This window comes from Agrobacterium sp. a22-2 (genome assembly GCF_012276985.1).
Lineage (GTDB): Bacteria > Pseudomonadota > Alphaproteobacteria > Rhizobiales > Rhizobiaceae > Allorhizobium.
The window spans coordinates 50,404-64,198 of record NZ_JAAXMM010000012.1 but is presented as its reverse complement, the minus strand read 5'-3'; the positions used below and the strand labels follow the sequence as shown (position 1 = coordinate 64,198).

Below are 13,795 nucleotides of genomic sequence, written 5' to 3'. Positions count from 1 at the left end.
GAAAAGAACAGTGAGGCGCCCGACGTGACCACTGCCCTCAGCGACAAGATCAAGGACCTCATCCGCACCAGCGGCCCGATCAGCGTAACCGACTATTTCGCGCTGTGCCTGGCCGATCCGGATTTCGGCTATTACCAGACCCGAGACCCCTTCGGCCGGGCCGGCGATTTCGTCACCGCGCCGGAGGTCAGCCAGCTGTTCGGCGAAATGCTCGGCGTGTTCATGGTGCACGCCTGGCAGCGCCACGCCTGTCCCGCCCCGGTGCGCCTCGTTGAGGTCGGACCCGGCCGCGGCACGATGATGGCCGACATGCTGCGCGTCATCGCCAGGCTGGCGCCGGATTTCTACCGTTCCTCCACGGTCCATCTGGTGGAGACCAGCGAACGGCTGCGCCAGGTGCAGCGCCAGACGCTGGCCGACCATATCGAGAAGATCGACTGGCATTCCGGCTTCGACGAATTGCCGGAGGGCTTTACGTTGCTGGCGGCCAACGAACTGTTCGACGCGATCCCCATCCGCCAGTTCGTCCGCACATCAGCCGGTTTTCGCGAGCGCATGGTCGGCCTCGACGCAGACGGCGAGCTCGCCTTCACCGTCGGCATCGCCGGCCTCGATCCGTCGCTGCTGCCGGTCGGCGCACCGACACCGCCGATCGGCACCATTTTCGAATACGCACCGGCGCGTCAGGCCGTGATGGTGGCAATCTGCGAACGCCTGACCCAATCCGGCGGTACCGCCCTGGTCATCGACTACGGCCATCTGGCCACCGGCTTCGGCGACACGCTGCAGGCGGTGTTGTCCCATGCATTCGATCCGCCGCTCGCCCATCCCGGCCGGGCCGATCTGACCAGCCATGTGGATTTCGAGGATCTTGCCAGGACGGCGCGGGCGGCCAGCGTCCATATCAACGGCTGCCTTCGCCAGGGCGATTTCCTGGTCGGCCTTGGTCTCGAGGATCGGGCTTCGGCGCTTGGCCGCGACAAGAGCGCGCTGACGCAGCGCGCCATACTGGAAGCGGTCGACCGCCTGGCCGGCGCCGGCGAAGGGCGCATGGGCGAACTGTTCAAGGTCCTGGCCGTTTCCAGCCCGCAACTGTCGCTCGCACCGTTCAGGCCGGTGGATTGACAGACAGCATCCCAATGGTCAACATCGCCGCCGACCTGAGCCGGCATGCGAGAAAAGCACCGGCCCCCGCGGCAAACCGGCGAGTGAACACCCGTCACCTCACCTCCAACGCCATCATCAGGACGCCATGCAGGATCAAGCTTTTCCCGAGCCGATCGTCAGCCCGCTTCTGGCCGAAGCGCCAGAAAGCCGTATTCGCCACGGTTTCTTCACCCGCCGCGGCGGCGTCTCCGAAGGCATTTATCGCGGCTTGAATGTCGGACTCGGCTCGAATGATGACCGCGATCGGGTGCTGGAAAACCGGGCGCGCGTCAGCCGCTGGTTCGGCCTGCAACCCGAACGGCTGGCGACGGTCCATCAGGTCCATTCGCCCGACGTCGTCACGGTTTCCGCCGATTACGACGGCGCCCGGCCGACAGCCGACGCCATGGTCACGGTAACGCCCGGCGTGGTGATCGGCGTGCTATCGGCCGATTGCGGCCCCATTCTGTTTGCCGATGCCAAGAATGGCATTGTCGGCGCGGCCCATGCCGGCTGGAAGGGCACCCTCACCGGCGTTCTGGAAAACACCGTCGACGCCATGGTGGCGCTCGGCGCCGACCGCCGCCAGATCGTCGCATGCCTCGGCCCGTCGATCAGCAAGGCCTCTTATGAAGTCGGTCCGGAATTCATCGACCGATTCGTCAGCCACGACCCGGCCTACCAGGTATTTTTCACGCCATCGCCCAAAGACGGCCACGCCATGTTCGATCTTCCGGCGCTGACCCTGAAGCGGCTGACCGATGCCGGCGTCAGAGCCGAGACCATCGGCCTGTGCACCTATGCCGACCCGCAGACATTCTACTCCTATCGCCGCACCACCCATGCCGGGGAACCGGATTATGGGCGGCAGATATCCGCGATAGCCATCATGGAGAACTGATATGGCACTGCAATTCGATGCGACCGAATATGCCGCCCGACTGGACCGCCTGACAGCCAGGATGCGCGACGACAAGCTCGACGCCCTGCTGCTGTTTGCCCAGGAAAGCATGTACTGGCTGACGGGCTACGACACTTTCGGCTACTGCTTCTTCCAGACCCTTGTGGTCAAGGTCGATGGGTCCATGACCCTGCTGACGCGCTCGGCCGACCTGCGCCAGGCCCGCCACACCTCGACCATCGACGATATCGTCATCTGGGTCGACCGGGTCAACGCGGACCCGACCATGGACCTGAAGAACATGCTGAGCGAGATGGACCTGCTCGGCTGCCGCATCGGCGTCGAATACGACACCCACGGCATGACCGGACGGGTGGCGCGCCTGCTCGACAACCAGCTGACCAGCTTCTGCCAGATCATCGACGCCTCCTACCTGGTCGGCGAATTGCGCCTGGTCAAGAGCCCGGCCGAGATCGCCCATGCCGAACGGGCCGCAGCCCTTGCCGACGACGCGCTGGATGCCGCCCTGCCGCTGATCCATGCCGGCGGCAATGAGGCCGCCATCCTGGCCGCCATGCAGGGCGCCGTCTTTGCCGGCGGCGGCGACTATCCGGCCAACGAATTCATCATCGGCTCCGGCCCCGATGCACTGCTCTGCCGCTACAAGGCCGGCCGCCGTACATTGGATGCCGCCGACCAGCTGACCCTGGAATGGGCCGGCGTCAGCGCCCACTACCATGCGGCGATGATGCGCACGGTCGTCATCGGCGAGCCATCGGCGCGCCACCGCGAGCTTTATGCCGCTTGCTTCGAGGCGATCAAGGCCATCGAGACGGTGCTGCGCCCCGGCTACACCTTCGGCGACGTCTTCGAGACCCATGCGCGCATCATGGACGAGCGAGGCCTGACCCGCCACAGGCTGAATGCCTGCGGCTATTCGCTCGGCGCCCGCTTCTCGCCCTCCTGGATGGAGCAGCAAATGTTCCATACCGGCAATCCGCAGCCGATCCTACCCGACATGACGCTGTTCGTGCACATGATCATCATGGATTCCGAGCGCAACACCGCCATGACCCTCGGCCACACCTACCTCACCACCGCCGAAGCACCGCGCGCCCTCTCCCGCCATCCCCTGGACCTGATCGTAAAATAGTCCTGGAGCAGGCGGAGATTGACAGAAGGGGCGAACGGCTCTCATAAATTGCCAAGGGGGCGCACTGATACGGCCGGAGCGAGAAGGACAGACCGAATGAGGCTCATCGGACTTGCGATTGCGACCCTTGCACTGACGCTTGGCCTGTCGGCCTGCAGCACCTCGGATGCGCTGACGCCGCAGGTCGATGTCGGCACCAATGGCACGAGATCTTCCGCACCGCTGACCGATGCCGATCTCCAGTCGGCGGCCAATGCCGCCTCCCCGCCGGGCGGCAACACGCAGCCCGGCTATGCCGCCAATCCGCAGAACACTCTTGAAGCCCAGGCCCAGGCGCTGACGGCCGGCAGCAATTCCGTCGCCTCCGCACCGCTGGCCGCTCCCGGCCAGTCCTCTGGCGGCAACCTGCAGCCGCCGCCCGCAGCATCATCGGCCGCAGCACCACCGGCGGCACCATCTCAGCAAACCGCCGCTCCCCAGCAGACGGCAGCCGCGCCGACGACCGCCGCCGCCGGCACCGTGCGCTTCCTGCCGATCATCGGTGCGCCGGTGCAGGCCGTGACGCCGCTGTCGCGTCAACTGGGCGCCGAGGCCCGCGCCAAGGGACTGACCATCAAGGGCGCCAATGATCCGGCCAGCGAACATATCCTGAAAGGTTATTTCTCCGCCTTTGCCAGCGAAGGCAATGTGAACGTCGTCTATGTCTGGGATATCCTCGATGCCAATGGCGGCCGGCTTCACCGCATCCAGGGCCAGGAAACCATCCGCTCCAATGCCACCGATCCATGGGCGGCCGTGCCGGCGTCCACCATGCAGCAGATCGCCACCAAGACCATCGCGCAATACATGGCATGGCGGCCGGGCGGCCGTGGCTGACGCAGACAGTCACAAACTTTTCATTAAAAAAAACCTGTATCGGCCTTAGCCTATTGCATTCGAAGGCAAGGACGCTAAAAAGCGCCCATCAGCATTGGAACGGGCGCGCCATAATGAAGGTTTTCGCAGGTAATTCGAACCGGCAACTGGCCGAGGCAATCTGCAAATATCTCAACGTTCCACTCGGAAAAGCCAGCGTCAGACGCTTTGCAGACCAGGAAATCTTCGTCGAAATCCAGGAAAACGTCCGCGGCGAGGACGTCTTCGTCGTGCAGTCCACAGCTTTCCCGGTCAACGATCACCTGATGGAACTGCTGATCATGATCGATGCCTTCAAGCGCTCGTCCGCCAAGCGCATCACCGCCGTGCTTCCCTATTTCGGCTATGCCCGCCAGGACCGCAAGACCGGTCCGCGCACGCCGATTTCCGCCAAGCTGGTCGCCAACCTGATCACCGAGGCCGGCGCCGACCGCGTGCTGACGCTCGACCTGCATGCCGGCCAGATCCAGGGTTTCTTCGATATCCCGACCGACAATCTCTACGCCGTGCCGATCCTCGCCCGCGACGTCAAGGAACATTACGACCTCGCCAACCTGATGGTCGTTTCTCCCGATGTCGGCGGCGTGGTACGCGCCCGCGCGCTGGCCAAGCGGCTCGACTGTCTGCTGGCGATCGTCGACAAGCGTCGCGATCGGCCGGGCGAGTCGGAAGTGATGAACGTCATCGGCGACGTCTCCGGCAAGGACTGCATCCTGATCGACGACATCGTCGATAGCGGCGGCACGCTGTGCAATGCCGCCGAAGCGCTGCTGAAGCATGGCGCGACCAGCGTCACCGCCTATATCACCCACGGCGTTCTGTCGGGCGGTGCCGCCCAGCGCGTCGCCTCGTCGAAACTGCGCGAACTGGTGATCACCGATTCGATCCAGGCGACCACCGCCGTCCAGTCCGCTCCCAATATCCGCGTCCTGACCACCGCCAATCTGCTCGGCGAAGCGATCAACCGCACCAGCCAGGAAGAATCGGTCTCCAGCCTGTTCGATTGATTCGGTCGCAGCCAATAATCGAGCCCGTCGACATCGGTCGCGTTCCGCGCTGGTGAGCGCATCCAGCCTGACATATCCCTGCTCTGGCAAAACCGGTAACGCGCACTTAACCGTGCCGTAAGCAATTTTGACCAGACTGTGGCGGATATGGACATGCTGGAGGAGCAGATTTTTTATGTCACCTAACAATTTACCCAGTGCCCGGATCGGCGTTCTGTCGTCCGTGAAGGCCAAGTTTGCCGCCCTCGTGGTCGGCGCCACGCTCGTCTCCTGCCTGTCCGTCGGCATCTTGAGCTACCAGGTCGGCAAGAGCGGCCTGATCGAGGCCAGCAAGCTGCGGCTGGAGTCGGTTGCCGCCAACCAGTCCAAGGCGCTGATCGCCTACAATCAGCGCATCGAGCAATCGCTCGCCGAACTGGCCCAGAACACGGCCATCGGCGAAGCCACCGAGACAGTGGCCAACCTGGTTGGCATCGAGGCCAAGGACATTCGCACAGCCTTCCAGGATGCCTCCAAATCGGTCGAGGAGCGCGCCGCGTTCGACGGTTCCGGTCTGAAGCTTCTCTATGGCGTCCGCCATGCCGGCATCCATGGCACCCTGGCCAGTGCCCGCAAAAACACCGGCGTCAGCGATATCTACGTCATCGACAATGCCGGGCTGATCGTCTACTCGGTCACCAAGGGCAAGGACTTCCTGAGCAATGTCAGCGAGCCGCAGAATGCCGCATTGAAGACCATTTACGATACGGCCAATTCAGGCGCGCTGGATCAGACCCACAATTCCGGCTTCGTCGCCATGGCGACCGAGGACGACACGATATCCGCGCTGATCGCCCGGCCACTGGCCATCTCCGTCTGGGGCAAGACCGTCAAGAAGGGCGTGGTCATCATGCGGGTTGCGACCGGCAAGCTGGCCGCCAACCTGGCACCCGATGGCCTCGGCCAGACGATCGACGACGCCTTCCTGCTCAGCGATACAGGCGCCTTGCGCGGCGGCACAATTTCCGCCGGTGCCGGCGCTGCCGTCCCGGAAACGCTGGTCAAGGCGGCAAGTGCCGCCGCAAAGGGGTCCGATTTTGCCATTTCGGGCGATCGCAGCCTGTTCTATTCCTACCTGCCGGTCGACCTGTTCGGCCAGAAGAACCTGCTGGTGGTCGGCCAGGACGAACAAACGGTCCTTGCCTCCGCCAATGAGCTGGCCTGGTCGGCACTCCTCACCACCGTTGCCGTGCTGGTCGCCATGGGCGGCGTCGGCGTGCTGGTCTCCTCCAGCCTGACACGTCCGCTGACCGACCTTGCCACCCTGATGAACCGCCTGAACCAGGGCGACAAGTCGATCGACATCACTTCGGCCAACCGCGCCGACGAGATCGGTTCGATGGCCCGTGCGTTGGAGTCCTTCCGGCAGAATGCGCTGGAAAAGGAGCGCATGGAGGCCGAATCGGTCGCCCGTACCCGCCAGATCGACGAGGAGCGCCAGCAGCGCGAAGTCGAGAAGGCCAGAAGCGCCCAGGAACTGGAAGAAGCCGTCTCGGCTCTTGCCACCGGCCTGCAGAACCTGTCGAACGGCAAGCTCAACCTGCGCATCAACACCGCCTTCGTGCCCTCGCTTGACCACCTGCGTATCGACTTCAACCAGTCCGTTGAAAAGCTCGAAGAAACCATCCGCAGCATCACCGCCAGCGCCGACACCATTCGCGGCGGTTCCGGAGACCTGAAGAGCGCCTCTGAAGACCTCGCCCACCGCACCGAACGCCAGGCCGCCTCCCTCGAAGAAGCCGCCGCCGCCCTCGGCGAAATGACCGGCTCGGTCAACGATGCCCTGAAGCGCTGCGAAACGGCCGTCAATGTCGCGTCCGACGCACTCAAAGGCGCCAAGGAGTCCTCCACTGTCGTCAACGAGGCGATCGTCGCCATGGAGCGCATCGAAAGCTCGTCGTCCAAGATCCGCCAGATCATCGACGTGATCGACCAGATCGCCTTCCAGACCAACCTGCTGGCGCTCAATGCCGGCGTCGAGGCCGCCCGTGCCGGCGAAGCCGGCAAGGGCTTTGCGGTCGTCGCCCAGGAAGTGCGCGAACTGGCGCAGAAGTCGTCTGGTGCGGCCCGCGATATCAGCCAGCTGATCAACACCTCGACCACCGATGTCGAAGGCGGCGTGGCGCTGGTGCTGAAGACCGGCGAGAGCCTGCACCGCATCGAGGCCAACATCGCGTCGATCAACGAGCATATCGGCGCCATCGCCGCATCGTCGCGCGACCAGTCGTCCCGGCTCGGCGAAATCAACGCCTCGGTCAACGATCTGGACCATGTCACCCAGCAGAATGCCGCCATGGTCGAGCAGACCACCGCCGCCGCCTTTGCGCTGGCCAGCGAAGCCGATGGCCTGAACGATCAGGTCAGCCACTTCGCCATCGGCCAGAGCCGCCCGCAGGCCGGAGCCCGCCGCGCCGCCTGATCGGCACCGGCACGCACAGATCAGAAACCCCGCGGTCCAAAGGCCGCGGGGTTTTCCACCTCCCCCTTGAGGGAGGAGGTCGCGCGGAACGCGCGGATGGGAGTGATCCTTTGATGTCTGCAAGCGTGGCCGGTCCCCCCGGAGTTACGCCCCGACCCTCTCTCTCAAGGGGAGGTTGTGGCTCGGCATCCCCGCAAGAGCCAATCAGTCCCGTCTCGAAAACTCTATACCGGCAGCGGGCAGGCTTCGCCGGCACCGAACAGCTTTGAGCGCGTCAGAAACCGCCGCTCCCGGCCGTTGTCGAGCGAGAACATGCCGCCCCTGCCCGGCACGACATCGATGATCAGTTGCGTGTGTTTCCACACCTCATACTGGCTGCCGCTGATATAGACCGGCACGCCGCCGATCTCGCCGAGCTTCACATCGGTCTCGCCAACCCGGTAGTCGCTGGCCGGATAGCACATCGGCGACGACCCGTCGCAACAACCGCCCGATTGGTGGAAGAGCACATCGGGATGGTCGTTGCGGATTTCGGCAAGGAACGCGAGCGCGGCGGCGGTGGCGATGACGCGGGGTTCTGTGCCTGCAATGTCGTTCATGGCTCGCTCCGGCATAGTCCCCTCGCCCCGCTTGCGGGGAGAGGGTTAGGGTGAGGGGCAAATCCGAGCGGCCCCTTATCCGCCCTGTGGGCACCTTCTCCCCGCAAGCGGGGAGAAGGAAGATACCTCAAAAGAACCCAAGCGCCTTCGGGCTGTAGGACACCAGCATGTTCTTGGTCTGCTGGTAGTGGTCGAGCATCATCTTGTGGGTCTCGCGGCCGATGCCGGACTGCTTGTAGCCGCCGAAGGCCGCATGTGCGGGATAGGCGTGGTAGCAATTGGTCCACACACGGCCGGCCTGGATGTCGCGGCCGAAATTGTAGCAGCGATTGGCATCGCGGCTCCACACGCCCGAGCCCAGGCCGTAAAGCGTGTCATTGGCGATCTCGAGCGCTTCTGCATCGTCCTTGAAGGTGGTGACCGAGACCACAGGCCCAAAGATTTCCTCCTGGAACACCCGCATCTTGTTGTGGCCCTTGAATACCGTCGGCTTGACGTAATAACCGCCGGCGAGATCGCCGGAGAGGTTGTTGCGCTCGCCACCGATCAGCACTTCGGCGCCTTCCTGCCGGCCGATATCCATGTAGGACATGATCTTTTCCAGCTGCTCGCTGGAGGCCTGGGCGCCGATCATCGTCGACATGTCGAGCGGGTTGCCCTGTTTGATGGCGGCAACGCGCTTCAGCGCCTTCTCCATGAAGCGGTCGTAGATCTTTTCATGCACCAGCGCGCGGCTCGGGCATGTGCAGACCTCGCCCTGGTTGAGCGCGAACATCGCGAACCCTTCCAGCGCCTTGTCGAGATAGTCGTCGTCCTCGCGCATCACGTCTTCGAAGAAGATGTTCGGCGACTTGCCGCCCAGTTCCAGCGTGACGGGAATGAGATTCTGGCTGGCATATTGCATGATCAGCCGGCCGGTCGAGGTTTCGCCGGTAAAGGCGATCTTGGCGATGCGTGGGCTGGTGGCCAGCGGCTTGCCGGCCTCGAGCCCGAAACCGTTGACGATGTTCAGCACGCCCGGCGGCAGTAGGTCGCCAACCAGTTCCATCAGCACCAGCATCGAGGCCGGCGTCTGCTCGGCCGGCTTCAGCACCACGCAATTGCCGGCGGCGAGCGCCGGAGCGACCTTCCAGGCGGCCATCAGGATCGGGAAATTCCACGGAATGATCTGGCCGACGACGCCGAGCGGCTCGTGGAAATGATAGGCGATGGTGTCGTGGTCGACTTCGCCGATCGTGCCTTCCTGGGCGCGAATGCAGGCGGCGAAATAGCGGAAATGATCGATCGCCAGCGGAATGTCGGCCGCCATCGTCTCGCGCAGCGGCTTGCCATTATCCCAGGTTTCTGCACGCGCCAAAAGTTCGAGATTGTCCTCCATGCGCTGCGCCACCTTCATCAGGATGTTGGAGCGCTCGGTGGTCGAGGTACGGCCCCACTTGTCCTTGGCGGCGTGTGCGGCGTCGAGTGCCAGGTTGATGTCGTGCTCGTCGGAGCGCGCCACTTCGCAGAGCTTGCCGCCGGTCACCGGCGTGGTGTTGTCGAAATAGCGGCCATTGACCGGCTCGACCCACTGGCCGCCGATGTAATTGCCGTAACGCAGCTTGAACGGCGTATTGGCGATGGCTTGGACCTGGATATTCATGTGATCATCCTCCCTGATGAAAGGCCCGACCGGGCCGATGGGAGGAAGATCGCTGCGAATGGGGCGTAGCGGTAGTGCAGCATTTCAATGCCGCAGCGCACACTGTTTCAGTTGTGCGACATATACGAGGCTTGTCAGTGCACCGAGAGCCGCTTCAGCTTCCGGTGCAGCGTGGCGCGGCTGATGCCGAGCACCTGGGCTGCCTGCGAGACATTGCCGTTGGTGCGCGACAGCACGCGGCGCAGCGCCGCCCGCTCGGCTTCGGCCAGATCCGAACCGCCATCGCTGCGCTCTTCGCGCAAAGCATCGGCCGCCGGCATGCCCTGGGCGATCACCGCATCGTCGATCTTCAGTGCCATGCGCGCCGCCCGGGTCGCGCCTAAAATGAGATCGTCGGCATCGACCGCCAGCAAGGCGGCGGTTGAGAAGCCCGTTGCCGGAACCATGACGATGCGGGCCGTCGGAAAGGCCATGCGGAACAGGTTCGCCTCGATGCGGCCCGCCACGTCGCGCACCGCCTGCGACAGGATGGTCAGCGTCATGTCGGTGACGTCGTGGCGGCAGGTGGAAATGTCGAGGGCGGCGGCCACCCGGCCGAGATGGTCGCGGATCGGCGCCGTGGCGCAGCTGAGCGCGATATTGGAGCTTAAAAAATGCTGGTCGCGATGAATCACCACCGTGCGCTCGTCGGCCAGCGCCGTGCCGATGCCATTGGTGCCAACGCTCGCCTCGCTCCAGACCGTGCCCTGCCAGAGGCCGAGACTGCGGAAATCCGCGTCGTCGCCAGCCGCCCCACGCCGGTCGAGCACCACGCCGTTGCGATCGGAGAGAATGAGGCAGCAGCCCGAACGCCCGACGGTCTGGAACAGACGGTCGAATTCATCGGCGCCGGCCACCACCAGATGCTCCATGCGCTCGCGGGCCTGGCGGAATTCGGCATTCTCCAGCACCTGCGGCTTGCGGATCTCGTCCGGCGCCAGCTGGTGCACGTCGAGGCAGCGCCGCCAGGATGCGGCAATCGGCGAACTCGCGGCGGCAGAATTCTGCAGCGCCACGGAATAGACCCTGTCGGAATGGCTCGGATCGTTGCGCATGTGCTCCTCCCAAAGCATGTACCCGTCCATGATCCTTCGGGCAGAAACGCCTGAACGGAAATGGTCGGCCTAGCGCCGTGGTCATTTGATCCGGGGAACTGTCGCAGATCTGCGACAAATGGCAAGTGCCGGCGACCAAACTGCGATGACGCGTCACGCCACGGTCGCGGGCTTTCGCGGACAGGCAACAAATCGCACCCGGACAATTGCTGTCACTGCGGACGCCGAGATAAGAATAGTTCCTGAAATCAGAGGGTGCAGATGTGACGAACGCAAAGGCGATCGACGACGATCCCGGCTCCTTGCATGCAAAGGCGTGGGCCGAAGAATACGAACTCATTGACCGTCAGCTTTCCTCGCTTGGGCTAATGGCCATGCAGGAGTTGCAGCTGGTTTGCGGGCAGACCGTGCTCGACGTCGGCTGCGGCACCGGACAAACGCTTCTGCAACTGGCCGAGCGGGTCGGCGACAAAGGCCTGGTTATCGGCGTGGATATCGCTGGGCGACTTCTTGAGGTTGCCGCACGACGGACCAAGGAACTCGGGCAGGTTAAACTGATCGAAGCCGATGCTCAGACGCTTGATTTGCCGCCTGACAGCGTGGACGCCTTATTTTCTCGATTTGGCGTGATGTCGTTCGATGACCCGGTCGCCGCATTCTCGAATTTCCGCCGATTGCTGAAACCCGACGGAAGACTTGCCTTCATCTGTTGGCAGGCTCTGCAAAAGAACGAATTGGATCGGTTTCCGCTGGTTGCGGCGGGGTTTCGATCAGCCTCGAACGAAAGCCCGTTCAGTTTCGCGGACCCGACGCATGTCCAAGGTATCCTCGCTGCCGCCGGATTGAATGACATTGTTATGACGCCCCACGAGGAACTCGTTACGAGCGGTGATGTCGAAGCGATGACGCGGGTCTTACTCAAAGTAGGCCCGCTCGGTAAGATCATTCGAGAGAACCCGGTCACCCACTCGACGGTCGAGCCAAAGTTACGGAAGGCATTGGCAAGCCTTGGTGATCCGGCCAAGGTGCAGCTAACTGCATCAATATGGGTAGTGAAGGCGCGTGCATAAACGGTTGCTGATGGAATGTCGTGGCCTCGCGACCATCGAGGACGCGCATAAGCTCACGTATCCGGCGCCATTGCGCCTGAAAATGCGGAATATGGCCGGACAATCTTGCCTTTCACTGCCGCTTGTACTATAGCGCCCCGGTCCGCGCAGACACCCTTGGAGGCAATGCGGATGGGTTTCTTGCAAAGAGAGCTCCAGTTTCGCCCTGACCCTTTACCGGGTCATGGCTAAACTCTCCATATAATCTCGAAAGGTAAAACCATGAGCCACGCATCTTATGAGCTCAAGGCCGAGGCACGCGAACGGGTTGGTAAGGGGTCCTCCCGTGAACTTCGCCGCAACGGCTTTATTCCCGCTGTCATCTATGGTGACAAGCAGGCCCCGATTTCCATCGCGCTCAACACCAATGAGGTGACCAAGCGCATTCACGCCGGCGGTTTCATGACCACCGTCGCGACGATCGACGTCAACGGCGAAAAGATCAGCGTCCTGCCGAAGGACTACCAGCTTGATCCGGTCCGCGACTTCACCATGCATGTCGACTTCCTGCGCGTCTCTGCCGACAGCCAGGTCACCGTCGAAGTCCCGGTTCACTTCATCAACGAAGACAAGTCGTCGATCAAGACCGGTGCCGTGCTGAACATCGTTCGCCACGAAGTCGAGCTGCACTGCCCGGCCAACGACATTCCGGAATTCATCACGGTCGACCTCGCAGGTCACAAGATCGGCGACAGCCTGCACATCTCGCATGTCAAGCTGCCGGCTGGCGTGACCCCTGTCATCACCGACCGCGACTTCACGATCGCCACGATCGTTGCTCCGGCTGGCGGCACGACCGAAGAAGAAGAAACGACCGCAGAGTAATCTGCGCCGTCTATCGACACACTACTGCATCCCGTCTCCCCACAAAGGAGGCGGGATTTTTTGATTCTAGCAGACCGTCAGGCCGGGCCCTTGCCGAAAATCGCCGGCAACGGCTTGACTTCCCGCCCGTTTCGCTGTCGTGACAGGGCGGAAAATCGTGACAGAAAGCGGATCCCGCCATGATCATCATTGCAGGCCTCGGCAATCCCGGCGCAAAATTCGCCACCAACCGCCACAATATCGGCTTCATGGCGGTCGATGCCATCCAGCGCCGCCATTCCTTTTCGCCCTGGTCGAAGAAGTTCAAGGGCGAGATTGCCGAAGGCGAGATTGCCGGCGAAAAGGTGCTGCTGATCAAGCCGCAGACCTTCATGAACCTGTCGGGCGAATCCGTCGGCGAGGCCATGCGCTTCTACAAGCTCGGCCCGGAAAGCCTGATCGCCATCTATGACGAGCTGGATCTCCTGCCCGGTAAGGCCCGCATCAAGACCGGCGGCGGCCATGGCGGCCACAATGGCATCAAGTCGCTCGACGCCCATTGCGGCAAGGACTACCGCCGCCTGCGGCTCGGCATCGGTCACCCCGGCCACAAGGACCGCGTCCATGGCCATGTGCTCGGTGATTTCGCCAAGAGCGACCGCGACTGGCTGGACCCGCTGATCGAGGCCCTGGCCGACAATGCCGCCATGCTGGTCAGGGGCGAGGAGTCGCAACTGTTGAACAAGCTGGCCTTGGCGACAGGCGGCAAGGCCGAGGAAGACAAGGCCACCCCAGCCCCGAAGCCTGCCGGCAAGTCGCATATTCACCAGGCTCGCAACAATGCCCAGCCGAAGAAGCTTCCCGAAACCGGCCCTATGGCGGAAATGCTGAAGCGCATGTTCGCCAGGAAAGACGAGTAGCCGAACGTCCCCGGGGCTGGCTTGCGGCTCACACCGGCAAGCGCGGC

General features: G+C 63.2%; 12 protein-coding genes. 9 read left to right on the top strand and 3 right to left on the bottom strand.

Features of this window, described 5'->3' with window-relative positions; all coding sequences use genetic code 11:
- Nucleotides 1–24: 24 nt before the first annotated feature.
- The 6 genes from HFC70_RS18740 (at nt 25) to HFC70_RS18715 (ending at nt 7,580) form a co-directional block, all read left to right on the top strand.
- Nucleotides 25–1,125 carry a class I SAM-dependent methyltransferase gene (locus HFC70_RS18740; RefSeq protein WP_168474816.1) on the top strand — a complete coding sequence of 367 codons (1,101 nt, stop codon included), beginning with the start codon at nt 25–27 and terminating at the stop codon, nt 1,123–1,125.
- A gap of 127 nt (nt 1,126–1,252) precedes the next feature.
- Entirely contained in the window at nt 1,253–2,047 is a 795-nt protein-coding gene (gene pgeF, locus HFC70_RS18735; RefSeq protein WP_168474815.1) for a peptidoglycan editing factor PgeF, read from the top strand.
- 1 nt (nt 2,048) lies between these two features.
- Nucleotides 2,049–3,200: a Xaa-Pro peptidase family protein gene (locus HFC70_RS18730; protein ID WP_168474814.1), complete on the top strand. Its 1,152-nt coding sequence runs from the start codon at nt 2,049–2,051 to the stop codon at nt 3,198–3,200.
- Between the two features lie 96 nt (nt 3,201–3,296).
- The gene (locus HFC70_RS18725) at nt 3,297–4,076 is read left to right on the top strand and encodes a hypothetical protein (RefSeq protein ID WP_168474813.1); all 780 of its coding nucleotides are present in this window, start codon (nt 3,297–3,299) and stop codon (nt 4,074–4,076) included.
- A gap of 113 nt (nt 4,077–4,189) precedes the next feature.
- On the top strand, nt 4,190–5,122 hold the full coding sequence (locus HFC70_RS18720; RefSeq protein ID WP_168474812.1) for a ribose-phosphate pyrophosphokinase: 933 nt from the start codon (nt 4,190–4,192) through the stop codon (nt 5,120–5,122).
- 175 nt (nt 5,123–5,297) lie between these two features.
- A complete protein-coding gene (locus HFC70_RS18715; protein WP_168474811.1) occupies nt 5,298–7,580 on the top strand; it encodes a methyl-accepting chemotaxis protein in 2,283 nt (760 codons plus the stop codon).
- A 224-nt stretch (nt 7,581–7,804) separates the two neighbouring features.
- On the opposite strand, the gene HFC70_RS18710 is transcribed toward HFC70_RS18715, so the two are convergent.
- The 3 genes from HFC70_RS18710 to HFC70_RS18700 form a co-directional block, all read right to left on the bottom strand.
- Nucleotides 7,805–8,179, bottom strand: a complete 375-nt coding sequence (locus tag HFC70_RS18710) for a DUF779 domain-containing protein (RefSeq protein WP_168474810.1) — start codon at nt 8,177–8,179, stop codon at nt 7,805–7,807.
- Between the two features lie 127 nt (nt 8,180–8,306).
- Nucleotides 8,307–9,821 (bottom strand): aldehyde dehydrogenase, encoded by a 1,515-nt coding sequence (adh, locus tag HFC70_RS18705; RefSeq protein ID WP_168474809.1) that lies wholly within the window; start codon nt 9,819–9,821, stop codon nt 8,307–8,309.
- 134 nt (nt 9,822–9,955) lie between these two features.
- Nucleotides 9,956–10,915 carry a helix-turn-helix domain-containing protein gene (locus tag HFC70_RS18700; protein ID WP_168474808.1) on the bottom strand — a complete coding sequence of 320 codons (960 nt, stop codon included), beginning with the start codon at nt 10,913–10,915 and terminating at the stop codon, nt 9,956–9,958.
- Nucleotides 10,916–11,178: 263 nt separating this feature from the next.
- On the opposite strand from HFC70_RS18700, the gene HFC70_RS18695 reads away from it, so the two are divergent.
- From HFC70_RS18695 to pth, 3 genes are all read left to right on the top strand, one after another.
- Complete coding sequence (locus tag HFC70_RS18695; protein WP_368669727.1) at nt 11,179–11,985, top strand: class I SAM-dependent methyltransferase; 807 nt, start codon at nt 11,179–11,181, stop codon at nt 11,983–11,985.
- A 261-nt stretch (nt 11,986–12,246) separates the two neighbouring features.
- Nucleotides 12,247–12,849, top strand: coding sequence for a 50S ribosomal protein L25/general stress protein Ctc (locus HFC70_RS18690; RefSeq protein WP_168474807.1), 603 nt, complete (start codon nt 12,247–12,249; stop codon nt 12,847–12,849).
- A 179-nt stretch (nt 12,850–13,028) separates the two neighbouring features.
- A complete protein-coding gene (gene pth / locus HFC70_RS18685; RefSeq protein WP_168474806.1) occupies nt 13,029–13,748 on the top strand; it encodes an aminoacyl-tRNA hydrolase in 720 nt (239 codons plus the stop codon).
- Nucleotides 13,749–13,795 lie beyond the last annotated feature (47 nt).

Coding starts and splice junctions, on each gene's coding strand:
- pgeF (WP_168474815.1), top strand. CDS start 1,253: ATGCAGGATCAAGCTTTTCCCGAGCCGATCGTCAGCCCGCTTCTGGCC.
- HFC70_RS18730 (WP_168474814.1), top strand. CDS start 2,049: ATGGCACTGCAATTCGATGCGACCGAATATGCCGCCCGACTGGACCGC.
- HFC70_RS18725 (WP_168474813.1), top strand. CDS start 3,297: ATGAGGCTCATCGGACTTGCGATTGCGACCCTTGCACTGACGCTTGGC.
- HFC70_RS18720 (WP_168474812.1), top strand. CDS start 4,190: ATGAAGGTTTTCGCAGGTAATTCGAACCGGCAACTGGCCGAGGCAATC.
- HFC70_RS18715 (WP_168474811.1), top strand. CDS start 5,298: ATGTCACCTAACAATTTACCCAGTGCCCGGATCGGCGTTCTGTCGTCC.
- HFC70_RS18710 (WP_168474810.1), bottom strand. CDS start 8,179: ATGAACGACATTGCAGGCACAGAACCCCGCGTCATCGCCACCGCCGCC.
- adh (WP_168474809.1), bottom strand. CDS start 9,821: ATGAATATCCAGGTCCAAGCCATCGCCAATACGCCGTTCAAGCTGCGT.
- HFC70_RS18700 (WP_168474808.1), bottom strand. CDS start 10,915: ATGCGCAACGATCCGAGCCATTCCGACAGGGTCTATTCCGTGGCGCTG.
- HFC70_RS18690 (WP_168474807.1), top strand. CDS start 12,247: ATGAGCCACGCATCTTATGAGCTCAAGGCCGAGGCACGCGAACGGGTT.
- pth (WP_168474806.1), top strand. CDS start 13,029: ATGATCATCATTGCAGGCCTCGGCAATCCCGGCGCAAAATTCGCCACC.